This window comes from Priestia sp. YIM B13490, assembly GCF_042787735.1.
Lineage (GTDB): Bacteria > Bacillota > Bacilli > Bacillales > Bacillaceae_H > Priestia > Priestia megaterium.
On sequence record NZ_JBHZOT010000001.1, the window covers coordinates 528,615 to 555,152 of the forward strand.

At 39.9% G+C, this 26,538-nt stretch carries 24 protein-coding genes and 2 pseudogenes; 16 read left to right on the forward strand and 10 right to left on the reverse strand.

All coding sequences use genetic code 11. From position 1 onward, the window contains the following. Position 1: 1 nt before the first annotated feature. Both ACFX4R_RS02930 and ACFX4R_RS02935 read left to right on the forward strand, forming a co-directional pair. Complete coding sequence (locus ACFX4R_RS02930) at positions 2-1,636, forward strand: PEP-utilizing enzyme (RefSeq protein ID WP_377568730.1); 1,635 nt, start codon at positions 2-4, stop codon at positions 1,634-1,636. Continuing rightward, positions 1,623-2,948 (forward strand): MFS transporter, encoded by a 1,326-nt coding sequence (locus ACFX4R_RS02935; RefSeq protein WP_235593547.1) that lies wholly within the window; start codon positions 1,623-1,625, stop codon positions 2,946-2,948. The genes ACFX4R_RS02930 and ACFX4R_RS02935 overlap by 14 nt, the downstream gene beginning before the upstream one ends. Positions 2,949-3,034: 86 nt before the next feature. On the opposite strand, the gene ACFX4R_RS02940 is transcribed toward ACFX4R_RS02935, so the two are convergent. Then, positions 3,035-3,502: a hypothetical protein gene (locus ACFX4R_RS02940; protein WP_221840965.1), complete on the reverse strand. Its 468-nt coding sequence runs from the start codon at positions 3,500-3,502 to the stop codon at positions 3,035-3,037. A 74-nt stretch (positions 3,503-3,576) separates the two neighbouring features. Beyond that, positions 3,577-4,707: a GerAB/ArcD/ProY family transporter gene (locus ACFX4R_RS02945; protein WP_377568733.1), complete on the reverse strand. Its 1,131-nt coding sequence runs from the start codon at positions 4,705-4,707 to the stop codon at positions 3,577-3,579. Between the two features lie 160 nt (positions 4,708-4,867). Here ACFX4R_RS02945 and ACFX4R_RS02950 point away from each other — a divergent pair, with 160 nt between their 5' ends. The 5 genes from ACFX4R_RS02950 (at position 4,868) to ACFX4R_RS02970 (ending at position 9,878) form a co-directional block, all read left to right on the forward strand. After that, positions 4,868-5,353 (forward strand): hypothetical protein, encoded by a 486-nt coding sequence (locus tag ACFX4R_RS02950; RefSeq protein WP_043981139.1) that lies wholly within the window; start codon positions 4,868-4,870, stop codon positions 5,351-5,353. A 79-nt stretch (positions 5,354-5,432) separates the two neighbouring features. After that, the gene (locus ACFX4R_RS02955) at positions 5,433-5,915 is read left to right on the forward strand and encodes a GNAT family N-acetyltransferase (protein ID WP_043981141.1); all 483 of its coding nucleotides are present in this window, start codon (positions 5,433-5,435) and stop codon (positions 5,913-5,915) included. Between the two features lie 2 nt (positions 5,916-5,917). Further along, positions 5,918-6,997, forward strand: coding sequence for a DNA alkylation repair protein (locus ACFX4R_RS02960; protein WP_377568736.1), 1,080 nt, complete (start codon positions 5,918-5,920; stop codon positions 6,995-6,997). A 159-nt stretch (positions 6,998-7,156) separates the two neighbouring features. Next, positions 7,157-7,741: a hypothetical protein gene (locus ACFX4R_RS02965; RefSeq protein ID WP_162214687.1), complete on the forward strand. Its 585-nt coding sequence runs from the start codon at positions 7,157-7,159 to the stop codon at positions 7,739-7,741. Positions 7,742-8,222: 481 nt separating this feature from the next. After that, on the forward strand, positions 8,223-9,878 hold the full coding sequence (locus tag ACFX4R_RS02970; protein ID WP_377568739.1) for a M14 family metallopeptidase: 1,656 nt from the start codon (positions 8,223-8,225) through the stop codon (positions 9,876-9,878). Between the two features lie 45 nt (positions 9,879-9,923). On the opposite strand, the pseudogene ACFX4R_RS02975 reads toward ACFX4R_RS02970, so the two are convergent. Together ACFX4R_RS02975 and ACFX4R_RS02980 are read right to left on the reverse strand one after the other, a co-directional pair. After that, positions 9,924-10,277 (reverse strand): annotated as a pseudogene (locus ACFX4R_RS02975) (SDR family oxidoreductase); the annotation flags it as partial. Positions 10,278-10,622: 345 nt separating this feature from the next. Continuing rightward, positions 10,623-10,961 (reverse strand): YflT domain-containing protein, encoded by a 339-nt coding sequence (locus tag ACFX4R_RS02980; RefSeq protein ID WP_043981149.1) that lies wholly within the window; start codon positions 10,959-10,961, stop codon positions 10,623-10,625. A 222-nt stretch (positions 10,962-11,183) separates the two neighbouring features. On the opposite strand from ACFX4R_RS02980, the gene ACFX4R_RS02985 reads away from it, so the two are divergent. Both ACFX4R_RS02985 and ACFX4R_RS02990 read left to right on the forward strand, forming a co-directional pair. Then, positions 11,184-12,053: an SDR family oxidoreductase gene (locus ACFX4R_RS02985; RefSeq protein ID WP_013058194.1), complete on the forward strand. Its 870-nt coding sequence runs from the start codon at positions 11,184-11,186 to the stop codon at positions 12,051-12,053. Positions 12,054-12,084: 31 nt separating this feature from the next. Further along, positions 12,085-12,309 (forward strand): hypothetical protein, encoded by a 225-nt coding sequence (locus tag ACFX4R_RS02990; protein WP_028409498.1) that lies wholly within the window; start codon positions 12,085-12,087, stop codon positions 12,307-12,309. 41 nt (positions 12,310-12,350) lie between these two features. Here ACFX4R_RS02990 and ACFX4R_RS02995 read toward each other — a convergent pair whose 3' ends face one another. Beyond that, complete coding sequence (locus ACFX4R_RS02995) at positions 12,351-13,208, reverse strand: STAS domain-containing protein (protein ID WP_043981155.1); 858 nt, start codon at positions 13,206-13,208, stop codon at positions 12,351-12,353. Between the two features lie 166 nt (positions 13,209-13,374). Between ACFX4R_RS02995 and ACFX4R_RS03000 the strand changes: the two genes are divergently transcribed. Next, entirely contained in the window at positions 13,375-14,316 is a 942-nt protein-coding gene (locus ACFX4R_RS03000) for a magnesium transporter CorA family protein (protein ID WP_025750842.1), read from the forward strand. 46 nt (positions 14,317-14,362) lie between these two features. Here ACFX4R_RS03000 and ACFX4R_RS03005 read toward each other — a convergent pair whose 3' ends face one another. From ACFX4R_RS03005 to ACFX4R_RS03015, 3 genes are all read right to left on the reverse strand, one after another. Next, the gene (locus tag ACFX4R_RS03005) at positions 14,363-14,665 is read right to left on the reverse strand and encodes a hypothetical protein (RefSeq protein WP_155660409.1); all 303 of its coding nucleotides are present in this window, start codon (positions 14,663-14,665) and stop codon (positions 14,363-14,365) included. A gap of 17 nt (positions 14,666-14,682) precedes the next feature. Then, a complete protein-coding gene (locus tag ACFX4R_RS03010; RefSeq protein ID WP_028409496.1) occupies positions 14,683-14,985 on the reverse strand; it encodes a hypothetical protein in 303 nt (100 codons plus the stop codon). Between the two features lie 133 nt (positions 14,986-15,118). Next, entirely contained in the window at positions 15,119-16,330 is a 1,212-nt protein-coding gene (locus ACFX4R_RS03015) for an AGE family epimerase/isomerase (protein ID WP_377568742.1), read from the reverse strand. A gap of 345 nt (positions 16,331-16,675) precedes the next feature. Between ACFX4R_RS03015 and ACFX4R_RS03020 the strand changes: the two genes are divergently transcribed. The 3 genes from ACFX4R_RS03020 (at position 16,676) to ACFX4R_RS03030 (ending at position 21,631) form a co-directional block, all read left to right on the forward strand. Beyond that, the gene (locus ACFX4R_RS03020; RefSeq protein WP_165574858.1) at positions 16,676-18,004 is read left to right on the forward strand and encodes an SH3 domain-containing protein; all 1,329 of its coding nucleotides are present in this window, start codon (positions 16,676-16,678) and stop codon (positions 18,002-18,004) included. A gap of 454 nt (positions 18,005-18,458) precedes the next feature. Further along, complete coding sequence (locus tag ACFX4R_RS03025) at positions 18,459-20,102, forward strand: sensor domain-containing diguanylate cyclase (protein WP_052500333.1); 1,644 nt, start codon at positions 18,459-18,461, stop codon at positions 20,100-20,102. Positions 20,103-20,119: 17 nt separating this feature from the next. Beyond that, on the forward strand, positions 20,120-21,631 hold the full coding sequence (locus ACFX4R_RS03030) for a methyl-accepting chemotaxis protein (RefSeq protein WP_377568746.1): 1,512 nt from the start codon (positions 20,120-20,122) through the stop codon (positions 21,629-21,631). A 200-nt stretch (positions 21,632-21,831) separates the two neighbouring features. On the opposite strand, the pseudogene ACFX4R_RS03035 reads toward ACFX4R_RS03030, so the two are convergent. Next, positions 21,832-22,272, reverse strand: a pseudogene (locus tag ACFX4R_RS03035) (hypothetical protein); the annotation flags it as partial. Positions 22,273-22,799: 527 nt separating this feature from the next. Further along, positions 22,800-23,012: a cold-shock protein gene (locus ACFX4R_RS03040; RefSeq protein WP_016764987.1), complete on the reverse strand. Its 213-nt coding sequence runs from the start codon at positions 23,010-23,012 to the stop codon at positions 22,800-22,802. 232 nt (positions 23,013-23,244) lie between these two features. On the opposite strand from ACFX4R_RS03040, the gene ACFX4R_RS03045 reads away from it, so the two are divergent. From ACFX4R_RS03045 to ACFX4R_RS03055, 3 genes are all read left to right on the forward strand, one after another. Next, the gene (locus ACFX4R_RS03045) at positions 23,245-24,114 is read left to right on the forward strand and encodes an STAS domain-containing protein (protein ID WP_013058183.1); all 870 of its coding nucleotides are present in this window, start codon (positions 23,245-23,247) and stop codon (positions 24,112-24,114) included. Between the two features lie 380 nt (positions 24,115-24,494). Then, the gene (locus ACFX4R_RS03050; RefSeq protein WP_162214677.1) at positions 24,495-25,649 is read left to right on the forward strand and encodes a ParM/StbA family protein; all 1,155 of its coding nucleotides are present in this window, start codon (positions 24,495-24,497) and stop codon (positions 25,647-25,649) included. A gap of 15 nt (positions 25,650-25,664) precedes the next feature. Then, complete coding sequence (locus ACFX4R_RS03055; RefSeq protein WP_043981164.1) at positions 25,665-26,372, forward strand: hypothetical protein; 708 nt, start codon at positions 25,665-25,667, stop codon at positions 26,370-26,372. Positions 26,373-26,538 lie beyond the last annotated feature (166 nt).

Here is a 26,538-nt window from a genome sequence, read left to right on the forward strand (position 1 = left end):
AATGAAGGTATTATCTGCATTTCAAAACGACCTATTTTTAAGTGAGGAAGAAAAACAAACAGGATTTTGGGTGCAAGACAACCTACATATCGCACATGCGCTAAGTCCTTTATACGCTTCCTTTCAGCTTCCGGCAATGACTTATGGGACAAAGCAAGGTTTTGAAACGTTAAAACTGCCTATCTATCAATTTGTAGTGAAATTAGCTGATGGAAAAATGTATCAGCAAAATATCCCGTTTCCCGGTGACGTAAACGATCGCTTAAAGGAGCACCAAGAAGCAGTGAAGCCGCTGTTACCTCGACTTAAACCTAGATTATACGAGTACGTTAATGAGGTGTTTTTACCTTTTTATACGGAAGTTAAAAGAAATGCAGAACGTCCCTTATCTTTAAAAGAAGCAGAAGAAAAAGTAAAAGAACTGCATGATTTTTATAAAAAAGCTTGGCAGCTTCACTTTGAAATTGTCATGCCAAGAAGTGATTTAGGAATGATTTTAGAAGAGCTATATGGAGCCTTGACGGGAGATGAGAATACCGCTTACGTATATGATCTGCTAGAAGGCGTAATGAACAAGTCACTTGAAACGGATCAAGCACTTTGGGAACTAACTGACAAGGTAAAGCGTTCTGGCCCGTTAAAACAAGCTTTTACGGACCAGAAGTCAGAAGACATAGAAGCAAATCTATTAGGCACAGCTGAAGGCAGAGAATTTTTAAAGAATCTGCAAAACTTTTTGGATGAGTATGGCTATCGTTCTGCAAATTCGCACGAGTTTATTGATGAGACGTGGGTAGAGAATCCTTTACATGCGCTATCGATTATTGCTGGCTATGTGCGTAAAGATTACGACTTCAAGAAAAATTATGAAGATGTCGTAAAAAAAAGAGAAGAAAGCTATCATGATGTACTCGCAAAAATGCCAGAGTGCCAAGAAAAAGAGCAGTTTAAGCTGTTTTATGGATGGGCCCTAGACGCGTGGGGGTTGGATGAAGATCATCATTTTTATATCGATGCGATGCTGCCTGCTACAGCAAGACTGTTTTTGCTGAATGTAGGAACTCTTTTAGCTGATCACCAAGTGATTCATCAGCCTCAAGATATCTTTTATTTCTATTACGATGAATTGCTGGAAGTATTAAAAACGCCCGTGGCATCTCATGAACTGATCGTCAATAGAAAGCAGGAGTTTGAAGAAAATCGTCATAAAAAAACGCCGCCTGCTTATGGCACGCCTCCTCAAACAGGAGAAGATCCTTTATTAGAGCGTATATTCGGGAAAATGGGGCCTCCAGAAGTAGATGAAACGCAAAAAATCTTTAAAGGAAGTGCCGCTTCAAGAGGCGTTTATACGGGAGTAGTAAAAATCATTTCAGATCCAAGTCAATTTTCTAAACTTAAACAAGGAGAGGTTCTTGTGTGTGAAACAACAGCACCGGCTTGGACCACGTTATTTTCGCTTGCAGGCGCAATTGTAACCAATGCAGGAGGGATTTTATCTCATGCAGGAACAGTGGCTCGTGAATATAAACTTCCAGCGGTTCTTGGCACAAAAGTAGCCGTGGATCTACTAAAAGACGGAGATGTTGTTACCGTAGACGGAACTAACGGAGTGGTGACGATTGAACAGCAGTAAGCCGTCTTTGATTATCTTTTCTATTTTAACGGGAACTTTTTTAATTCCCGTTAATTCCACTATGATTGCAGTAGGCTTACCGTCTATTGCCAAAGCGCTTCATCTTTCCATCGTACATGTATCAGTAGTGGTAACTATCTACTTAATTGTGATGGCAGTTGCTCAGCCCATCGCGGGGAAACTTGGCGATTTATATGGAAATAAAACGATGTTCGTAGCTGGAATGATTATTTTTTTAGTGGGATCTGCCGCCTGTGTGTTTTCATATAACTTACTTTCGCTCACCGTTTTTCGAACGCTGCAAGCATTAGGAGGCGCACTAGCTACGCCTAACGCAACAGCCATTATGAGACACAGTTTGCCAAAAGAAAAGCTTGGAAGAACACTTGGGTTATTTGGCTTATCAATGGGGCTGGGAGCAGCTGTAGGTCCTGTATTAGGTGCCTTTTTAATTAAGTATCTTGGGTGGACGTCGATTTTTTGGTTTAACGTTCCTTTTGCTGTTCTATCGTTGATTTGCTCATTTATATACGTGCCGTCTAACGTAAAACAAAAAGCAAAAATGCTGGATATAGGGGGCGCTTTTTTACTTGGAGTAAGCATGACGAGCTTTACGCTAATGCTGACGCACCGTGATTTGTTTAATGCTTGGACTATTTTTATATGCATAGCGTCTATCGTTCTTTTCATTGTGCAAGAACGCAAAGTCCAAGAGCCGCTGATTGATTTTAAGCTTTTTAAGGTTCGTCCTTTTTTTTCTTCAAATCTTTCCATTCTATGCAGTAATTTTATGATGTATAGTACCATTTTGTTTGTTCCGCTTTTGCTAGAGAAGCAGTATGATATTCGGTTAATTGGTTTGCTTCTTTTCTTTTTTTCATTAGCCATGTCTATTTCTTCTTGGCTGGGAGGATTGTTAGCAGAAAAGGTAGGGAAAGAACATCCGATACGGCTATCATTTCTTATTTCACTGCTTGCGGCGATGCTTTATTTCCACTTAGCAAATGCCTCCATTTCTTATACCATTGTATCTTTATTAGTAGGAGGAGTGGGAGCAGGGATCGGTGTTTCATCTATGCAGGCTATGAATATTCAATCCGTCAAAAAAGAGCAATCAGGCACTGCATCGGGCATTTATTCTACTTTTCGCTATATTGGAGGAATGTTAGCGTCAGCTGCGGTGAGCTTGTTAGTAGGCACTACTGGTCTATTAGTGGTTCTATGTATAGCCGGAATAGCAGGATTCCTTGTGTCGTTAGTTGGAAAAGAAAAAGAAAAGCAAGTTTCCTTGTCTAAAGACGTTTTTAAATAAAAAAGAATAGCCAGCGGAGAAGCAGACACTCATTTTATTGCAGGTCCTGAAACTGATGATGTGCTGATCCAAAGGCTATTCTATTTTTAAGTGATCGCTCTTTTTTCAATTTTACACACCCACCGGTAATACTGCACCACCATCCAAAACAACAGCGGATTTAGCAGGAGCGAATACCACCATGTCCACCATCCGTAGTGAAAATAACCCCAAGGAGCAGGGAGAAGGGCCACTACTTCATAAAGTAAAACAGCAACCGACCAAAGTAAAATATAGGCGGCTTTTTTTGTGAGCTTTCCGGCAAAAGGATAGTAGGTAAGAAAAAGCATGTTCACAGGCGGAATGAGAACAGTATAGGCAAAAATACCTTGCCAGTCTGTCTCTTGTGTAAAATACCAGTAGCCGTGAAATTTGAAATTAATGAAGACGTCAAAGATATGCTGAGCAGCAATGGTGAACATCCAAATGTGAACAATTTGATTTGCTGTGAAGCGCTTGTTTGTTTTAAAAGCAAGAATGTTAAATATTAAAATAGAAAGAATTAATCCAATCATATTGGTTCTCCTTTTGGCTTCTTGATTATATTGTATAATTTTAGGAGATTAAATCCAATAGAGAAATGGACATACTACGAATTTTCTGCGGTATTTTTCACAGGGACGGACTGTACTTTTTTTCGATTTCTTAAAAATGCGATCACGAGTAAAAGAGCAGGAATGACAATTTGAAACGGAAGATGTAAAGTGAGCGGAATGATTTTTAACCCTTCATATACGTGTTCGAAATAGTTTTGAGCAATAGACAATGAATAAAACAAAGCGACTAAGCTGATTGGAAATACAAGCGGTGACGGGTTTTTAAGCTTAAACACGTGGGAAAGCCCCAGCAAAGTGGCATAGAAAAACAGACCGATTTTAAAGAAGCCGCCAGTGATTAAAGCCAGCATAAAAAACACATCAAGCCGTTCTAAAAAACCTGCGAATTGAATGCTTTGAACCGTGCCTAAAAGCGGAAAAGCAGACCTCGATGTTAAGGTAACGCCCAGCACACCTATATTCACAATTATTGTAATCATAAGGTTAATACCGTTTAACGTAATGGCGCTGAATACAATCAAAGCGGTCTTTTTCACATTCTTTGTGTATGGAAAGATCATTGCAAATACAATCACTTCACCAAAAGGAAAATAGATCGTTTGGCTGTACGCAACGCGCAGCACCGGAGCAATGCCTTTTTCAAGAATCGGACGCAGACTTGTAAAATCAATAAGGCCGGAAACAAAGATAAGAATAAAGCCAGCAACGGCGAGAACATAGATGAAAATAAAGAGCAGTTCTGCTGAACGTGCCATCACTTCAATTCCTTGACGAAGGGTATAGATAATCCCAAGCATTAGCAAAGCGTTCACCATAAAAAGCGGCGTATCGGGATAGACGAAGGTGAGAAGCATTGCTCCGAAATCACGCAGCACCCGCGCGGCTCCGTTAGCAAAATATAAGACATAAAGAAAAGCAAGCATGCGTCCCGGCACTTTTCCAATGATTTTTTCAATATACTCCGTCAGCGCTAAATGCGGATAATAGCGGTGCAAGCGATAATATATATAAATGAGTGCGTAGTTGCTGATCATACCAACTAAAATGGCAATCCAAGCATCTTGCTTAGCGTCCATCGCTAAGCCGACCAAAAAGGCGCTGCCAATCTCAAAGAGCGTAATTAACACAAACAGCTGCCATCCGCTAATTCGAGCATTTTCCACTGCCTATCCGCCTCCTTTTCTACAGCTAGTATGCGCTTTTTAACGTGGAGCATATGCATCATGTAAGTAAAGAGTTGGAAAGAAAATAGGGGTATTTTGTTAAAAAATAAGGGCGCTAGCCGAAGATATAAGAGAGAAGTACGTAAAAGGAGAGAACGCGTTGGATTTATTTGAAGTTATATTAAGTATCCATATTGGACTAGGCATGATTTGCTTGCTTTCAGGAATGGTGTCTATGCTAGCGGCTAAGAAAAAAGGACGGCATACCAAATGGGGAGAAGTGTATCACGCTTCTTATGCAGCACTAGCTGCCACAGCTATCATGTTAGCGATTTGGAAATGGAACGAAATTGCTTATTTATTTTATATTGCCGTGTTTTCATACGGATTAGCGATTTATGGCTATGCAGCACGCAAGCGAAAATGGAAGAACTGGCTTCAGCATCATATTCGCGGTATGCTAGGGTCTTATATCGGAGCGGTTACCGCACTGCTTGTAAATGTTGGAGACAGTATTCCGCTGTTAAACAAGCTTCCGGCACTTTCTTATTGGTTTTTGCCGACGATTATTGGCAGTCCGCTTATTTACATAGTCGCAAGACGCTATAGAAAAAATGCTTCTGTTTCTAAAAAAATATCATACTAGGCAAAAAAGCCTTTTACCGAAAAGGCTTTTTTCTATTGCGAACATTTGTGCTATGATAGAGAAGCAAGGAGGATGCAGCATGAAAGAAAATCATCAGTTTACGATACATACGAATAAAGAAAAGCTTGATATAGATGTCATCTACTCGTACCTTCATTATGAGTCATACTGGGCAAAAGGAATTCCGCTTCACCTTGTTCAAACGTCCATTGAACACTCCGTTTGTTTTGGCGTGTATGATGAGTGCGATAAACAAGTAGGATTCGGACGAATTATTTCTGATTTTGCCACGTTTGCTTATTTGGCGGATGTGTTTATTCTTCCGCACGCACGGGGCAACGGGCTTGGAAAAGCGCTGGTACAAGAAATGATTGGCTATCAGCCGATTCAACACGTACGAAAAATTTTATTGGCAACAAAAGATGCTCACGGTTTGTACAGTCAGTACGGATTTAAAGAAGTTAAAAATAAGCAGCTGTTTATGCAAATTTTTAAAAAAGGCATGTACGAGCGGGCGCTTTATTCAAAAGAAAATAAAATACTGCCTGGAAAAGAGGGATAAGTATGGCTGAAGAGTTACGTAAAAGCGTATTTAATGAAGAGTTGATTACGCACTTGAGCGACGCTTTTTCACGTGAAATGAGTTCATTTGATAAACAAGTATTTCATGAGCTGGTTTTTCAACAGGACTGGGAAGACTTAGGGCTGAAAGAGCGCATGAGAAGAATTACGCTTTCCATGCATGAAGTGCTGCCGGGGGATTATGAAGAAGCACTTCATATCCTTTATAAAGTGGCTCCAACGGTAGGAGGACTTCAAGGCACGATTTTTCCAGATTACGTTGAACTGTACGGATTGAACGCTTGGAAAGCTTCAATAAAAGCACTCGCGTTTTTTACGCCGTTTTCCACATCAGAATTTGCGGTGCGTCCGTTTTTAATTCAAGATAAAAATCGAATGCTCCAGCAAATGATTGAATGGGCAGGAGATGAAAATCATCATATTCGCAGATTAGCAAGCGAAGGAAGCCGGCCTAGACTTCCGTGGGGACAATCAGTACCTGCGTTAAAGCAAGATCCGAAACAAACGCTGCCGATTTTAGAGCAGTTAAAATGCGATGAATCGCTCTATGTCCGAAAAAGCGTAGCCAATCATTTAAATGATATTTCTTACATAGAAAAAGACTGGATGCTTGATGTGGTGAAAAGCTGGTACGGAAAAGACGTTAAAACCGATTGGATCGTTAAACATGCGTGCCGCTCACTGTTGAAAAAAGGAGATCCTGAAGCTCTGTCTCTTTTTGGCTATGGAGATGATCCGGGCGTGACTGTCACAGAACTTAGCGTACATCCGCATACTATTACAATCGGTGATAGCATTGACTTTTCTTTCCCATTATCGGTGAAAAAAAACATGCCCCTTCGCATAGAGTATGGAATTCATTACGTAAAAGCAAAAGGAAACCGCAGGCAAAAAGTGTTTATGCTAAAAAATGTTCAAGCAAAAGCAGGCCAAACGCTGACAGTCACAAAAAAGCATGCGTTTAAAGATTTAAGTACAAGAAAACATTACAGCGGTACGCATACGCTTTCTGTTATTGTAAACGGAGTGGTAAAAGCAGAAGCGGACTTTGTGATAGAGTAGCTCTTTCCTCATGGAGAGAGCTTTTTATGTTTTTATAGAGCTGGTGAGGAAACTTAAGTCAATAGGTTGGTTGCTGCCTCTGTACTTATTTACAAAATCGACTGATAAACATCCAATTAAATTCCTTTTATGGTATATTAATCCTTGAGGAGTGGTGAAGTGAAGAAATTTATGGTGGGCACATTGAGTGCTTTTTTGGCAATGTCATTGGTAGCGTGCTCAAACTTTGCTAGTAAAGAAGAGAGCGGCTATAGCATTCAAAAAGTGAAAGTCAAGATAACGGATGCTGCTGATTTAATTGGAAAAGTTGGTATACAAGATAGCAAAGGGAAAATGGTGGACGTAAAACCAAAAGCGCTGTATTACGAGTTTAAAATGAAGCAGCAAGGCAAGCGTAAATTCTATCAAAATGATAAAGACGAAATAGAAGCTAAAATTATACCGAATGAAGATTTAAAGAAAGCATCTATCAATACAGTAGGTGTTAATGTATTTGATGAAGGGCATGAGCAGTTCGGTACAGGTATGGGAATTGAAGAGTTTAACTATATGAAAAAAGGAAAAGTCGATGTGCACTACGATTTGGGCGCGACTGTTAAAAACAAAGAAATGCCTATGGCTCCGTCCGATCAGGAATTAAAAAAACTCCAAAAGGTGGCGAGGCATGGAACACTCGTCATTACGAGAAATAACAAAGAAATTGGCCGATATGATTTAGAAACGCTAGAATCCGTAAAGAAATGAACATAGGAGAGATAGCTGCATGGACTATGAAACAGCTAGACTAGCTCAATCCAAGCTCAAGGGAATCCTGATTTTTATAGCAGTTCATACATAAAAAAGAGGCTGGAACAAACGTATGTTAGCTGAAATGAAAAATGAACCATTGATCAACATGTTTGATTAGAGGTACATTTTTTTGTTATGGCGAACGGAGATTTCATTTGTTTCATTCCTTCTAGCAGTTGATTGAAGGGGAAGGATCCTGCGGGAAAAGCGGTTTAGATCATTTACCTTGATTGGTCGTCTTCATATTGAGTTGGTTTTGCTATGTCCTAATCTCTTTGTTATAAAACCGCACTCGTCTCCTACATTAAAATAGTCAAAAAGGTTCAGCTCCCTTATCTTGAAGTTATTTCCTTAAACGGTATAATTATTTATGTAACATTTTAAATATTTTAAAAATTTAAAATGTCTAACCAAGGGGATGGGGAGGAGTAAATGAATGAAAAAAACAGTAAAACGAACGGCCGTGCCAGCTCTTTTGTCGATTGGATTATTGCTGTCGCCGCTTGCGGTACAAGCTGAGATGCCTTATTACGGAAAAGACTATAGCCAGCCGGAAAAAATTAAAGCGCTTTATCCGGAAATAAAGGTGAATGAAGCCACGCCGGCATTTCTGAAAGGACAAGAAGCCTTTACGACTCAAGAAGAAATGATGAGCTATGTTCAAAAGCTTGCTCATAAAAGTCCGTACGTAAAGCTGAAGATTATCGGTAAATCACAGCAAGGACGAGACATTCCGGCTCTGTATTTTTCAAAGGAAAAGAAATTTGCGGATGGAAAAATATCCAAAAAACCAACGATTTGGCTTCAAAGTCAGATTCATGGTAATGAACCGGCAAGCGGTGAATCCGTACTCGCCGTTGCGACGCGTTTGACAGAAGACTTTGGAAAAGATGTGCTAAATAAAGTGAACATCGTCATTGTGCCGCGCATTAATCCAGACGGATCTTATGCATTCAAGCGTCAGCTAGCAAATAATTTAGATGGAAACCGCGACTACATAAAGCTTGAAAGCCCGGAAGTGCAGAGCGTACGAGCTGAATTTAACCGTTTTTCACCAGAAGTTGTCATCGACGCTCATGAATATACGCCTTACAGCAGCGGGCTTAAAAATATCGGTAAAGAAGGCGTGTGGAAGTATCACGATATTTTACTGCAGTCCGGTCGAAACTTAAATATTCCGCAGAACATTCGAGACGTGTCTGATGAGCTGTTTGTGAACAGCACGCTTACAGCCATTGAAAAGCAAGGATATTCAGGAGAAGTATACTATACGTCTCAAGTGAACAAACAAGGGCAGCTTGAAGTGGAAGAAGGCTCAGTTGAACCGCGGATCGGACGAAATTCACTAGGCTTGTATCCATCGTTTTCATTTTTAGTCGAAAGCAGAGGGATCGGTATTGGACGAGAAGATTTTCCGCGGCGAGTGAGTGCCCAAATTGCTACGCAAGAAAAGCTGATTACGCAAACAGCCGCTTATGCGAAACAAATTAAAGCGCTGATTGCAAAAGAAAAAGCGGCGCTTGTCAAAAAAGGAAAAAATGCAAATGACCGTGATCCAATTGTTGTGAACAGTGAAAATAAAAAAATACCAAACTCGACGTTAGAAATGGTTGATGTGGAAAGCGCGTCTGTTAAAGACATTCCTGTGACGTACTACAGTGCAAAGAAAGCTACGCCGACGCTTGTCCGCGAACGTCCGACTGCTTATATTTTAAAGCCAGGACATGAAGAGTTAGCAGCGAAATTGCAGGGACAAGGAGTAAAGGGCTTCAAGTTAACGAAAGAAACGGTTCTTTCAGTAGAAGCGTATAGTGTTAGCAGCCGCATTGAAAATGAAGCCTACGAAAACAAACCAAATGTAGACGTGCAAACAATCGTGAAGAAAAAAACGGTGACGTTCCCAAAAGGAAGCTACGTCTTTTTAACATCTCAGCCGCAAAACAATTTATTGTCTCTATCACTTGAGCCGGAATCTGTGGACAGCTTCACAACGTTTGGGTATTTGCCTTCAGAGGTAGGACAAGAACTTGATGTTTACCGCTTTACGCGTTCTATTGAAAAATCGCCTTTGCAAAAAGAATCCCGTAAATAATGAAAAAGCGTGGAGCTTGGCTTCACGCTTTTTATATTGAGATTTTTAAGAAGAAACCCACTCTCCGCCGTTTACATGCAGCGTCTGCCCCGTGACAAACCGTGAGTCGTCGCTTGCGAGGTACACGTAGGTTGGAGCAAGTTCAAACGGCTGCCCTTGGCGCTCCATCGGATTGTCCACTTGCGTTACATGATCAGCTGAAAAGCTTGCTGGAATGAGCGGTGTCCAAATGCGTCCCGGCGCTACGGCGTTTACGCGAATGCCGTCTTTAATCACGCTATTGGAAAGCGCACGAGTAAAGCCAACAATGGCTCCTTTAGTTGCCGTATAGTCAATTAACTGTTCATAGCCTTTATACGTCAAAATTGAAGCGGTATTAATAATGGATCTGCCGCTTTTAGAACCTCGTCCTCCTTTTTATGTAAACCCTCGCTATGAAAAGTGTCTGCCTGTTTTATAGTACAGAGAGCCCTTTTGCATGAAGGGCTTTTAAATTGGCATTCTCTTTTATTTTCCTCGTGATTGCTCACGTGATTCATGACGGTTTTTTCTTCTTCTAGAGAGGAAATAAATAAAAAAGCCGATTAATACAAGAAACGTGATAAGCAAAATACTAGTAGGAAAATAAAGAGAGCCTATCTGAATTCCCAAATAATTTAACATCGTTATAACTTCCTTTCTTGATAGACAATGGTTTATTTTACTAAATACCCTTATAAGCTGATAAAAAACGTTTTCGCTATTTTAGTAGGGAATTGATTGACTCTGTGCGCCAATAACCACGATATGTCCTTGTTTCATTTCTTCTTTATAGCGGTTTGCTTCTTGATTGGATAAGCCGAGCGAAGCCATCTTTGAAAGAAGCTCATCTTCTCTTGAAAGAAGTTTATTTACCGCCGTTTCAAACATACCTTGCTCTGCCATTCTGTACTTTTTTGTATGTGTTGCCTCCGTTAAATTCTGAGCCCATTCTTTATCGTAGGCCAGCAAATAAATATCTTTGCTTGTAAATCCTTTCTTTAAAAAAGAACGGATGACGCAGGCTGCCTCCTCTTGGTTTTCTGCTACTTGAATGTGTTTCATACACGAACCAAACCTCCTGATAAAAGATATTTCTGAAATACATCTTCTACTCATTCTGTAGCCTTTGTTTCCAACTTTAAACTTGTTTTCTATGAATTTTCTAAGATAGTAAAAGAGAATAGAAACATCATAAATTTTTAAAAAAAGATGTTTGAACTTCAAAACAGAAGGCTAAACCTAGACTATACTAAAAAGTTCCATCAAAAATAGGAGGAGATTAAAATGAATTTACAAGATCAACAAACACAAGGCCAGCCCCAACAAACGCAAGACCGCCAGCCGGGTATCGAAAGTGAGATGAATCCTCTCCCTATTTATGAGGATGACAATTACATTGGTACAGGAAAATTAAAAGGAAAGGTAGCGCTAGTTACCGGGGGAGACAGCGGAATTGGACGAGCTGTATCCATTGCTTATGCGAAAGAAGGAGCGGACGTAGCCATCGTTTACTTAAACGAACATAGCGACGCCGAGGAAACAAAAGCCCGCATTGAAGAAGAAGGTGTAAGATGCTTGCTGATTGCAGGAGACGTAGGAGACGAATCGTTCTGTAACGAAGCGGTAGAAAAAACAGTAAGTGAGCTTGGAAAGCTTGATATCCTTGTGAACAATGCAGGAGAGCAGCATCCAAAAGAAAGCATTAAAGAAATTACAAGTGAACAGCTTGAACGAACGTTCAAAACGAACTTTTATTCATACTTTTATTTTACGAAAAAAGCGCTTGATTATTTAGGAAAAGGCAGTGCGATTATTAATACAACGTCAATTAATCCTTACCGCGGAAATCCTCAGCTGATTGATTATACGGCGACAAAAGGTGCAATCAACGGCTTTACGCGCAGTATGGCGCAAGCGCTTGTCAAAGATGGCATTCGCGTTAACGCTGTAGCGCCGGGTCCGATCTGGACACCGCTTATCCCGTCTACTTTCTCAGGTGATAAAGTAGGAGAATTCGGTACAGATACGCCGATGGGCAGACCTGGGCATCCTGTGGAGCACGTAGGCTGCTATGTGCTGCTAGCTTCAAATGATTCATCTTATATGACAGGTCAAACGCTTCATGTCAACGGCGGAGATTTTATGAACACATAATTGCTTCACCTATAGTAGAGGAGGAGAAAAAATGGGAGAACGCCAGAAAAGATCTATTTCAAATACACCAAAAAAAAGAGATGAAACGGAACAGCGTGTAACAGATCAAGACGAAACGTTATTTGAACGTTTCAAAGAAGAAGAAACGGTCGATCCTATGCCGTTGGAAGATATAAGACTTGAACAAAAAGAAGAGAAAAATAAAACGAAAACGAAAGATGAATCAGGTTCTGAAAACATTCATCATAGAAAATAAAAAACAGCCTTTCGGGGCTGTTTTTTGTTTGTATCCCTATATTAATGAGTGCTAGAAGCAATTACAATTTTTGAATCATCTTCCAATGCCTGAGCAAGGTTCGATTTAATTCGTATATGCTCAAAATTTAAACCAAGCTGCATCGCAGTAGTGGCTAATTCAGGACGAATGCCCGATAAAATCGATTTAACGCCGATTAAATCAAGCGCATTTATCAGCTGAAACAGCTCGTGCGCGACCATTGTATCGATCATCACAACTCCTGACAAATCAATATACAAATGAGCGATTTGTTTTTCTGCACACTGTTTTAACGTGCTTTCTAGGATCATTTTGGCTCTTGCTGTATCAATATCGCCGACTAACGGTAAAAGAGCAACGTCTTTTTTAATCACAATAACAGGTGAACTTAATTCATGAATCATTTCCTGCTGAGAGCGGAGGCGGTTTGAGGCATATTCCTGCGCTTCTGTAATGAATTTCAAAATAATAATATCAAATACCCTTATTACTTTTTCATTCCATACATCGAGGTGCTGCTGAGTAATGTCATCATGAAGTTCTGCAAACCGGCTAATATACTCACAGTATTGTTTGCGGACGTTCATAAATTCTTTAATAATACTTTGAATGGAGGTTCTGAGATGCTGTTGGTCTTTGGCAACTTTATTTAGCCACGTGTTAAAAGATTCAAAAAAGCTTTTTTCATCTTCTATAAAGACGTTGCTAATATATAAATGAAATTCATAGTTTTGCGCTTTTAAGCGTTGAATGACGTCAGGGTCATTAGAGGTATATACGCCTTCAGACGATTTTTTGTCCAAAGATTCATACCATTCTTCCGTCATATTAGGTGCACTTTCTAGCAGATAAGAACGTAAAGCGATATCTTTCTTCACTGTTATTCTCCTCTCAAACTGATAAAGCATCGCGCAGGTGCGCAACGTATTTATTATAGCACCTTTTTTATAAAGATGTATATGAAATGTATGTTTATTTTGTATGTTAGGTTTTAAATGATTGTATATAGGGAAAAATTCTAATAAAAGGGGAAAGAGGGAAAGTATGAATACTGTGACGAACGATCAGTGGAAATGGTATCAGTTTGATTTAGAAGAAGCAGACGGAATAGCTGATATAATCAAAGAATATCAGTATCCAAGAGATGAATGGTTTTGTCAGCAGCTTCAAAAGAAAAATTCTAATCATATTCAAGTAGATGTAATAGGAGAAAGTGAGCTCATTTATGGTTCACTGATTTATCATAAGGAGTCGTTTGATCAAAAAAATTACGATTCGTTTCATTTTTATATTACCGAGGAGTTTATTATAACGGCAGGAATCGATTTGAAAATCCTCGAGAACACCAATCATGAACGAATGATTGAACGCATGAAGCAGTCTGCTAACACGGCGGAAAGTTTTTTTATTCTTTTAGGCGAAATTATGAAAAAACATTTAAATGGGTTTGATCAGTTTGAAAGTCATTTCAGAGAGCTTCTGTGGGAAGTGCGCCATAATAATAACATCGACGTGTTAGATGAAATTCACAAAGCGCGGTATGACCTGCTTATATGGACAAATTTAATCAGTTCTGTTCGAGAAGTCACCATGGGAATAGAAGAAGCGTTTCATAAAAAAATTAACCAAACGGTCGAATATCAGCGGATGTGTAAAAAAATTGAAATTGGCTTAACGCTGATTGAACAATATCAAAAAGAATTTGATGCGTTAATTAAATTAGAAGAAGTTGTGTCTACTCATCGAGGAAATGAGATTATGAAAGCTTTAACGCTGCTGACGGCAATCAGTACGCCTTTAACGGCTTTTGGAGCTCTTTGGGGAATGAACTTTAAAGGGATGCCGGAGCTTGATTTGAAGTTTGGCTATATCTATGCACTCATTTTAATTGTCCTTTCGACCGTGGCCATTTATCTCTATTTACGAATGAAAGGGTGGACGGGCGATCTGTTAAAAGGAAGAAAAAAGAATTCATTTTTTAAATAAGCTTTAATAAAAGCAGCCGCTTAATAAGCGGCTGCTTTGTTGTCTGTTATCCTCGCCTCCACGTCGTAGGCTCACCTGAACGAAGGCATCTTGGAAATAAATCGTTTTCTTTTAGCTTTACTTGATTGCCGTTTTCGTCGGTATAGCGACCGGTTTGCGGAACCAATTCTCCGGTTGAAAAGGCGTCATCTACAGGCTTCCACGTCGTTGATTCACGTGTGTGCGGGCAAGGTGTAAAAAGATCATCTTTTTGAAAGAGTTTAATTTCACCTTCTGCACAAACGTAAGCGCCCGATTCTGGTACAGCTTCACTCGTTCGATAAATGTTCTGTACGGTCTTCACACGCATCCAACCTTTCTTTTTGATTAGTTGTATTTTAGTGTTCCGGTCGTGGCGTCCATGTACGTACGGTCTTCTATAATATCTGAGTCGTCTAGCTTTCTAAAAGGAGCGCAGTAGCATACAACACCCGTCTCAATTTCAATTTCTTGAAATCCGTACGCACGGCAAAGGTATTCACCGACAGCGCTTGGAGATGGATGCGTATCCAACTCATCTAATGCTTCATTAAACATTTCTAAAAATTCTTTTTTCGAAAATTGCTTCTCATGGTGCAGTGTTACTGGATCTCCAGAATCTGTTCCTTGTGCTAACGCGTAAAAATACATCGTCCTCACTCCTTGCATATATATAGTCGAGCTTTTTCTAAAATGTGTAAACAATGATTGTTAGTAAGTAAATTCCCTTAAATAAAAGAAATAAACGCATTTGGAAGAAAACGGTTTCTTCATGATCATTCTCTCAAAGAGAATTCAGTGCTATCAGCGTTTGATAGCAAGCTGCCACAGGGTGATAATCGGCTTTAGGAGCCGGGCTTTTTTTCGAGCTGTAGCGTTCGTTTTGCTGATTTAACAGCTGATACCAGCCTCCATATGTGTGATCGATAAAGTGTTTCTGACAGTAGGAGAACAGGGCATCGTATGCTTTCCAATATCCGCTGTCTCCGGTTTTCACCCCGAGCAGTGAAGCCGCAGAAATGGCTTCAGCCATCACCCAGTAGTTTTTATCCCGGTCAATGACCTCTTCTTGAGGCGACAGCGCAAAGTAAAGACCTCCGTACTTAGCATCCCAGCCTAGGTTCCAGCCCTTATCAAACAAATCTTTTGCACGTTCTGTCATCCAGTTTTCCGAACGGTGCCGATCAAGCCATAAAAGCAGCTTGCTCCATTCAAACTGATGTCCTGGTATAAAGCCGTACGGACGAAATTCATCTTTTGTATTGTTTTTATTGTAGTCCCAATCTGGCTGCCAGTCTGTATCATAGTGCTCCCAAACCATGCCACCAGATCGTTCAGCAAGCTGCTGAGTAACGCCTTTTGCAAGCATGTACGCTCGGTCTAAGTATTTTTTATCTCTTGTTGCTTCAAAGGCAGAAAGCATCGCTTCACACATATGCATATTTGCATTTTGGCCGCGATATAAAGAAGAAGCCGACCACGATGCGTCCCATTCGTCTCGGTAAAAGCCGTGCGCATCTTCCCAAAAATATTTTTCCGTCACGTCATATACCTGTTCAATTGTTTCTTTTGCTTCTGGAATGCCGGCTTGATACGCGATGGAAGAAGCTAAAAGAGCAAAAGCGTGCCCATATGCTTGTTTAGAATGATCTTTTACTTCTCCGTCATCGGCTATTTCAAAAAAATACCCGCCGTGCTCTCTATCATAATGGCTGTTTTGTAGAAAACGAATGCCGTGCTGAGCTGCTTCTTTGCACCAATCCGGTCCGTCTAAAAGAGCCCCTACACTGAAGATATAAATAAAGCGCGCCGTACTTACCAAGTGCTTTGAATGCGTGTTGTTGACGGTACCGTCGTCGTAGTATTCATGGATATACCCGCCGTTTTTCTTGTCAATACAAGCGGGATAGTAGAAATGAAGCGTATCAAAAATATGCTGTTTTAATGTGTGAGGTTCTCGAAACGCAGTTGAGGAAAAATCCGTTGCCGTGTCCATTTTATCACCATCTCAATCTTTGTTTTTAGTTGTTTTTTACCCTAAGCAGTTGGGCGTAAACGTAAGGGTTTTTTTGCTGTTTCTGCTCTATTATTCTATTTTTGTTGAAAATGTATCAGTTTGGAAACAAGTTTGAAATATTTTGATATACTTTTGATACGATTATCCGGTATTCTAAAAGTACGTGCTAGCTGGAACGAAGTAATGATAAGCCTCTAGACGTCGAATAAATTTACTTAATGTTGTTTAGTTAAGGTTGAACTTAAACATCGGATCCTGTTTTCACTTAACCTATTAAACTAGCAGCATATATTTCTATTATATTTTGCAAATGAGGTATAAAAAATGACAGAAGTGAACAAACAAAGATTTTACAAAAAATTAGCGGTAACAGGTCTTGCTTTTACACTTGTAGGGGCAGGAACTCTAGGTCTTCATTCTTCACATTTTACGGGTGAGCCAACTGTAGCAAGCGCAGCGGCGGAAACATATACAACAACGGCGAATTTAAATATTCGAAGCGGCCCATCGACGTCCAACGCGATTATTGCAACGGTCAAACAAGGCACGCAGCTAACGGTAGTTGGACAAGCAGCAAGCGGCTGGCTGAAAGTAAGCTATCAAGGCAAAACGGGTTACGTAAGCAGTGAGTATGTTAAAAAGTCAGCGAGTTCAACGACCAAAACCTATGTAACAACAGCAAATTTAAATATTCGAAGCGCTCCCTCAACGTCAAGCGCGATTGTTGTAACGGTCAAACAAGGCACGCAGCTAACGTCGACAGCACAAGCAGCGAACGGCTGGCTAAAAGTAAGCTATCAAGGCAAAACGGGTTACGTGAGCACGCAGTACGTAAAGGAATCAACGGGTTCTTCTGAACCGGCTCCAGCTCCGGAGGCTTCTGTCTATGTGGCAACGGCGAATTTAAATGTTCGAACAACTGCTTCAACTTCTGGTGCGGTTATCGCAACACTTAAAGCCGGCACACAGCTAGACGTAACGGCTAAAGCAGCAAACGGCTGGCTGAAAATTACGTATCAAGGTAAGGTTGGCTATGTAAGCGGTCAATACGTACGAGCATTAGCTGGTATGAAAGTGGTTTCGAACCCTGAAAGCATACAAGTTGTTGTGAATAAACAAAACAAGCTTCCGGAAAACTACGTTCCGAAAGATTTAGTATATACAACGATTCCATTTACATTCAAAGAACAAACGGAAAAGAAAAAAATGCGCAGTGAAGCAGCCGCTGCTATTGCACAGTTATTTGCAGGTGCGAAAAAACAAGGCGTTACGCTTCTTGGCGTATCAGCTTACCGTTCACATGCAACGCAAAGCGCGCTTTTTAGTTCGTATGTTCAAAGAGACGGTTATGATAAAGCGGCAACTTATAGCGCATTGCCAGGCACGAGTGAACACGAAACGGGTCTTGGAATTGATGTAACAAAAGGAGACGGCACATGTGCTGCTCAAGACTGCTTTGGCGGAACTAAAGAAGCAACTTGGCTCGATGCCCACGCAGCAGAATACGGATTTATTATTCGTTATCCAAAAGGAAAAGATGCGGTGACCGGCTACAAATATGAACCGTGGCATTTGCGATATGTAGGCAAACCAGTGGCGCAGGCGATTAAGAGTAAAGGCATTACGCTTGAAGAATATTACGGAATTAAGTAGTTTAAAAAAGAGGCTAGAATAAAAGCAGTTTAGTTGAAGGAAGATCCGAACGCGTTTGATTCTTGATAGAGAATCAAACGCGTTCGGATTTTTTATTGTTTTGATGAAGGTAGGTTTCATATATGCAGGGACTTCTAAGTGCTGAATAGAGGGCAAGGCTCATCGGCCGCCAGCAAAAAAATTAACAGCGTTGGAACAAGTGATTCATACTAGCTGCTTTATCCCATTTGTTCGTTTTTAGATTGGATGGATGTAGGTATGCCTCAATCTCTTTTATTTTTGTTCACCATGTTTACCCTTCTTGTAAAGGAGGGTAGGTAATGATACAAAAGAACTACTGTTTGTACATTTAAAGTTGTGTTTGCGTGTGAAAAGATCTAGTGTATATTTCATACAGAAGTGTAAAGTACAGGGGGCGTTCATCTGTGAAAAAACGAAGGAGATCCATCCTACCATGTTGAAAGATCATATGTTTGAATTTTATTTTGATCAAATGAATGAGCTGGTTTTTTTAGCGGAAGTAAAGAACCAACATCTTTATTATAAAAAAATGAATAAAGCGGCTGCTAAGCTTATACGGTGCCAAGGAGAAGCGGGCATGCGGCTAGAAAGCGTACTCCCTGAGCGAACGTATCGCTCCCTTTACCCTTACTATATGAAAGCAATGGAAACAAAAAAGCCAGTTACCTACCATGACATAAATACCTTCTTAGATGAAGCTGAAGCGTTTGAAACAACGCTTACTCCAATTTTTGATGATGCCGACAATAGTACGCACCTATTAGTGATGAGTAAAAATATCCAGAAGTTAAAAAAAGAATTAGCCCAAAGCATGGAGCAGTATAAATCGCTTTTTATGAACCATGAAAACGCTATATGCATGATGGATTTAAGCGGTAAAATTGTTCAAGCAAATCCTGCCTGTGAGCAAATGTTCGGCTACGATGCGCAGGAGATCATCAACAGTTCTTACAGGCAGCTTCTAGAAAAACTGAAGATTGACGCCCGTGCTTTGCCTTTTCATCACATCATATACGACCAAAGCTACAGCAAAGAAATCCAAGCGTGGCACAAAGAAAAAGGAAAGATTTATTTATATGTTACAAACGTGCCCATCATAGTGGAAAATGAATGGATTGGTATTTACTTGATTGCTCAGGACATTACACAGGAAAAGACAGCTGAAATAAAGTTGGAAAACACGGTGAAAGATTTAGCAAACATGAAGTATGCCCTTGATGAGTCTGCTATCGTAAGCGTCCTGGATCCGTATGGAACGATTATGTATGTAAACGATATGTTCTGTACGATATTCGGCTATGAAAAAGAAGAGCTAATTGGACAATCATATGAACTGTTTGATGTAAGCTATGACCCTCGGATTCTTGAAAGTATTGGACAAGGAAAGGTTTGGAGAGGGCAAGTCAAAAGCATAACAAAAGAAGGCGTCATCGTGTGGAGCCATAAGACGATTGTTCCGCTGACCGATATTCATCATCGCATCTCAAGCTACGTGTTGATTCAAACCGATATTACTGCGCAAAAAAAGCTGGAAAATCAGCTGAAGTTTAAGGCATTTCATGACAGTTTAACGGGGGTGCCGAATCGAATGATGCTGCAAAAACAAGTACAGGCTGCGATTGAGCAAAAAGAAAGGTTTGGCCTGCTGTTTTTAGACTGCGATAATTTTAAAGAAGTGAACGATCAATTTGGCCATGATATTGGCGATGCATTTTTAATTCAGTACGCACATCGTTTAACGTCTTGCATTCGCGCATGTGACGAAGTATATCGCCTTGGAGGCGATGAATTTGTTATCTTGCTTCGGCAGATTGAAAGGTGCGAGGAAATACAGCAAATCATTGAACGAATTCACGGAGAGCTTCAAAAAGAATGGAGTATTGAATCCTGCATCTTTACAGCTACATCGACCATTGGAGCCGCTTATTATCCAGAAAACGGAGAATCGTTTCAAGAGCTGTTAAAACAGGCGGATCAAGCGCTGTATGAAGGAAAACGACAGGGAAAAAATAACGTGAATTTCTATAAAAAAAACCAATCTGCAGCCGATTCTATAGATAAAGGAAGTATTGTCTAATCTAGAAAGGGATAAACATGAATAAACATAAATTAATGGTTGTTTTATCAAGCGGAGCAGTGACACTTTCTCTGCTCATACATATCATTCATCGTATTTGGCCGATGGGTATGTCCGGCATGTCCATGGAACATAATTCAACGCCAGGCGAAGTGTCCATGATCTTTTTGATGCTTCCTATTCTTTTTCTTGGTGTGCTGCTTGTGCTGTACGTTAAAAAGCATGAGCTAGTACCTGCGTTTGTGACGCTAACGCTGACGTTTTCAAGTATCAGCACGGTTGTAGGGGGAGGAGGAATGGTCGAGTATCACTTTTCAATTTTTATGGTGATAGCTATTCTTTCCTACTATGAAAATGTAAAGCTGTTATTGTTAATGACGGGTATTTTTGTCATCGAGCATCTAGCTGGATTTTTCGTGCCATTTTTTACGCCGATTATTTTCGGAACGTCTTCTTATTCCTTTTCGATGCTTTGCCTTCACGCGGCTTATCTGCTTTTTACATCAGGGGCAACCGCTTGGCAAATTACTTCAAAGAAAAAATACACAGAACAGCTTCAGCAGGAAAATGAACAAAAGCAGCATATCATTTATGACATGATGAAAAAACTGCATGAAACGAATGGGCAGGTAAGACAAACGGTTGACAACTTAAAGGGGAATTTAGAAGAATCAAAAACGGCTAGTCACCATACGTCTGCTTCAATGCAAGAGCTAGCCGCAGGAGCTGAGCAGCAGGTAATAATGGCTCAAAAAAGCAGTGAGTTTCTAGAAGAGATGACACAAGGCGTAACCAAAATAGCTGAGGCTTCAGCGGCAGTCAGCGAAGCTTCTGATCAAACAGCAAATGAAGCCGTGCAGGGAAAAGAAAAAATTCAAGAAGCAATTCAACAAATTCATACAATCGATTCTTCTGTTCAGCATGCAGCTAGCGTTATTCATCAGTTAAAAGAACGTTCTGCGGAAATCAACGATATTATGAGTGTGATTTCAGGCATTGCTGCACAAACAAATCTACTGGCGCTAAATGCTGCAATTGAAGCAGCGCGCGCAGGCGAACATGGTAAAGGGTTTGCGGTCGTAGCAGCGGAAGTTCGCAAACTTGCCGAACAATCCAATCAGTCAGCTGAACAAGTAGCAAGGCTCATTCAGCATATTCAGCAAGAAACGTCTCAAGCCGTAGCATTCATTCAATCAGGAACAGCCGATGTGAAAAACGGTATTTTACTAGCCAACGAAGCGGAAAATGTTTTTAATCGAATCGCCGACGCATCTGCCTACGTTCACGAGCAAATTGAGCAAACGGCTGCTTCTGCTCAGCAAATAGCAGCCGGATCTACGCAGGTGCTCCATGCCGTCAGCGACATGACCGCTTTTGCCAACCAATCGGCTGCAAGCAGCAGGGGCATTTCTTCTGCTTCCGTGCGTCAGCTGCAATCGCTGCAGATCATTGGCCAGACGGCGGAATTTTTAAGTGGGTTAGTTGAAGAGCTTGGCAGCGTAACGGAAAAGTTAGCGAAGCAAGCGTGAGTGAGGCAGCAGACTACATAGAAGTACATGATTTGATACACTGGATTAATGCTATACATCTACTAAATAATTATGTACATACAAACGCTTAAAAAGTTTCTATGGACCTTTAGATCACTAATGTTCATATCAATCCCTTCCTTTAGAAAGATGAAGCCATCTAAAAAGAGGGGATTGATGCTTTTGTCTAAAAGCTAGTGTTAGTTATTTGTTGGAGAAGGAAATCTCGCTGCTTCAAAATGCGAGCCATTTTCTGATGTGACGATTGTACCAGCTATGCTGCTTTGAACAAAAACTTCAACGCGATCTCCAGCTTCTAAATTGTAAATAGTAGACACGGATACCGCATTAACAAACGGTGTGTCCCCGCCAAAGAAATCGTTATCGATAGCGATAGCGGTTGTCCCATTTACACGTATTTCTATACGAGTTCTATAATCTAGCATCTGGTCGTTAGGAGAGAATCCAATTGTAGCAATGATGGAATATACGCCATCTTTTTTGGGGCGGAAGGTAGAAGTAATCGGATTATATTCATTTGCTAAATCAAATTGTTCAGTTGGAAAAACTGCTTTCACAAACGTATTTGCAGGAACATTTTGAGGCATCGTTAAATTAAGCGCTCTAAATGCTGACTCCCGCGTGCTTCCTTTTTTGCCTTTATCTTCTTTATATCTAGAAGCCCCATCATGTGATTCCTCATAGAAATCTTCTTCGCGTTCATACATCCAAACTTGTGATTCTTCAGAGCTATCTTCTTCACGTCCATAAGCCCAGCCGCGTGCTTCCTCAGGGGCATCTTCTTGAAGCTGCTCTTTCTTATTGTTAAGGGAAGCTTCGCGAGATTTCTTCTTGTAAGGATAAGATTTTTCTACATAATATTTGTCATCTTTATCATTGTAATTGAAATAATACTTTTTTATAATAATCACCCTTTCTTTGCAGTACTCTATACTGTATTCACTCGTAGAGGAAATGTTTGGATACTTGTCCGCCAACTTTAGAACTGTTTTTTTAAAATAGCTAATAGTAACTAATTTTGAATGTAGAATTAGTTGCATTATACAAAAAAACACCTCTTTCGAACAAAAGGCGAAGAGGTGTTTTTGAGTTCGAAAAGTATTTGATTCGACAGTCTACCCATAACCTGTATGTAAATGTCACTCTATCAGTCAACTGGGTGTACTTTTATAGCGCTGGGTCCTTTAGCTCCTTCTTGGATTTCAAACTCTACTTTTTGTCCTTCTGCCAGGTTTTTATATTCCTCACGGTCGATCGCATTGGAGTGAACGAACACTTCTTTTGATCCGTCTTCGGGTGTAATAAATCCAGATCCTTTTGATTCGTTGAAAGATTTAACGGTTCCTTTATGTTTGCTCATTGAAAAAGCCCCCTTATAAGTATAGAAATAAATTCATAGTAGTTTTTTACCCAAACCCTGAAATTTCAATCCCATTATGGCAGGTATACTGATTAGAAGAATAGGGGTGAAAGTAAATAGGGAGGGCCTAACAATTTTTTTATTTCGGTTATATTTTTATATTGTATGTGATATAACTATTGTTATAAAATGTAATCGTTAATTCTGCTAACTAAAGGAGATAAAGAAAAAAATGAGGGATGAGTTGTTATATATAGGGAAGAAAATTATCGATAATAAGCAGGAATTAGCGATACAATTTTCTGATCTGATGGACTCTGAATATAAGCGGAAGCTGGTTTACCACGAAGAAAGCGAAGTTTTAAAATGGAGAGCAGAACTCATTGAGTATTTAGGCGAGTCGTTATTCGAGGAGCGCTCGGTCGTTTTAAAGAAAATCGTTCAGTGGGGTACAGATATAGGAAAAGTGGCTGTGGAAAACGGACTTTCTTTGAGTCAAACGTTAAAATCACTTGCGCTGTTTCGAACAGTGATATGGGGTGTTTTTACAGAAGAGCTGCAGCAGAAGCAGTTTGCTCCTATTACGATGCTTGATGTAAGTAAAAAAATTGATCCGATGCTTGATCAGCTTAATCATATATTTGTCGAAATCTATGAAGAACATAATACGGAGACCATAAAACGCGCTTATGCAGCGCTAGAAGAATTATCAGTTCCCATCGTTCCTCTTTCTGAAGGAATCGCTGTGATGCCAATCGTTGGACAAATTGATACGCATCGTTCGCAGCTTATTATGGAAACGGCTTTAGAAAAAAGCGCTCAGCTGCAGCTGAGTTATTTAATATTTGATATTTCAGGTGTTCTTATCGTCGATACGATGGTAGCGGACAATATTTTTCAAATTGTAAAAGCCTTACAGCTTATCGGCACTAAAACGATGATTACCGGAATACGTCCGGAAATCGCGCAAACCGTTGTGGATTTAGGCGTGGATTTTGGAACAATCAAAACAAGAGCGACGTTAGAAAAAGGTCTTGAAGAAATAGGCTTTAGTAAACTGCCAGAAAATCCGCAAAGAAAAAAAGACAAATGGCGTTATTAATAAATAAAAAAGCCCAGAGGCTGAGACAAAAATATTTTAGTTAACGTTAAATCCGAACTATTAATCTGAGTGATGGTTCGGGTTTTGTTGTTGTTAGGGTGAACATAGGTTTCATGTATGTGGCTGCTTCTAGCTGGTGATTGAAGGGCTTATATTGCAAAAAAAATAAGGGAAAGTCACAGCGTCACATGTTACATTCCTTGTAAAAAGGGGTACTGGTAAAAAGAAGCATTCCAAGTGCTTTTCAATTACATTAGCCGTCTAAAATTAATTAATTGTCAATTTCGAATAACATAAATTATTTAAATACTTAGACAAACAAATGAGGAAAATATATACTTATTAGTGTTGTCACGAAAAGATAAAGGGGAGAAACAAGGATGGATATCAAACGTCAAAACGTTGATTTTGGTAACTCAATTTTTCAAACGCTAGTGGATGGTTATTACTATGAAATTCCTACAAACGTAGTAGAAATCACAAAAGATCAGGCAGAGGGTCATTTTCCTTCAAGTGTAAATGAACCGGAATTACTTCTTCAAAATTTACTGATTTCTACAACAATCGAAGGAGTAGAAAAGTATTATTTAGTAGGAGACGCAGCAGAGAAACACGTGCTAGGCAATATCCATATTAATAAGTTACATAATAAAACTGAATCCGATATTCCTTATGTGATGTTTTTAGCTTCAGTTGCTTATTACAACATACTTAAAGGAAAAGACAAAGAGGATAATCATGTGACGATTAATTATTTCTCGACTATGCTTCCGATTTGGCTGCTTAAGAAAACAAATAAATTCAGTGAAATGCAGCAGAAGATGGCCGAACGTTTTCAAGGAGAGCACACGGTTACGGTATTGACTCCTGGATTAGAAAAAACGCTCACTGTGAACATTGAAACGAGCAAATGCCGTATTGAAAGTGAAGTTGCTCGCTGGGCGATCAAAAAAGATTTTGAATTACAAGATAGAGAAGAAGCAAATGCATTCAAACATTTTGAAACGCTAATTGTAGATTTGGGCGGAGGCACGGTTGACCTTGCGCTTCTTCCTGCAGGACTTCAAGCTCCTAAAAGCAGAAATTCGCTGAAGTGTCTTACGGATATTTCATATTTGAAGCATATTGAAAAGCTAAGAAATGAAAAACTGCTTGAGTATTTTGATGATGTTCGTTCATTAGAAGAGTTTATTATTGCTAATATCCATAAAGCAAAAATGGAGCAAAGAGACGGCAATAGCGGGAAAAAAGTAGATCTCACGGAGCCTATTCACGCTTCGCTTAGAGAATACACGCAAATTTTATTAACGAAAATTGAAAATCTATTTCCATCGCCAAAAGATAAAGTCTATAAATATATTTATATTGGAGGACTGGCTCCTATCCTTCAACAGTTTATTGCAGAGCAGATTGATAACATGTACGGGGAAGAAATCAGAGAAGAAAATCATCTTTTCTTGCCGGAGACGCGCAAATTAAATTTATACGGTCTTGAAATTTTAAGCAGACATGAAACAAACGCAGTTCACGTTTAAAAAGGGGGAGCATATATGAGTCATCAAAACACTCGCCTTAAGGAAGCACTAGATGATTGGTACGGTCAGCTAAGCTCCCAAATGGCTGCACCGTTTTACTTACTATCAAATGCGTTTCTGACAGCTGGCAATCTATCAGCAGATATGATGGGAGCAAGGGAAAAGACCGTAAGTAATAGAGATGAAGGTGCAAATTTCACAATCGACACTGCTGACATTCCGTCAGAAGTGTCTTCATTTCTGAAAGAAAAACAGCAGGCAAACGAGCTGCAGGACTATGTAGTAAGACTCATCCAGCAAGACTTGCAAAAAATGAGCAAAGAAAATGAAGTGGAGACGTTAGTTTATTCACTTCGAAAAGAGCTGTTGGGCGAAATTGACTTACTAAAAAAAGAAATGAATTCACGTCTTGCTGCAAATCGTGAGGAGTATGAGGCCTCGCAGGCAAAGGAACTTCAGGATTATGTAGCGAAGCTTGTGGAACAAAACGGGCAGAAAGACAGCCGGGAAGAAGATTTTCAATCGTTAATTCATTCATTGAGAGCCGAGCTGTTAGGCGAAATTCATTTGCTTAAAAAAGAGCTGGGCTCTGCGTCAGCTCCTTCCTATAAGCAGCTGAAACCCGTTGAAAATGAGGAAGAAGAAACATTTAAAGAAGGTCAATTAATTAAAAGTGAAAAAGTGACCGGAACCATTCAAGAAGATATCGATGTAGATTTCTAAACAGAAAGTAGAGGTGTAATATGCCTCTACTTTTATTATTTTTCTATTAAACATGAGGACGGAACAAAAGTGTTTTAGGTGAAGGAAGGTCCGAACGAGTTTGATTCTTGATTGTGAATCCAACTTGTTCGGCTTTTTATTGGTATGCTGAATGTAGGTTTCATGT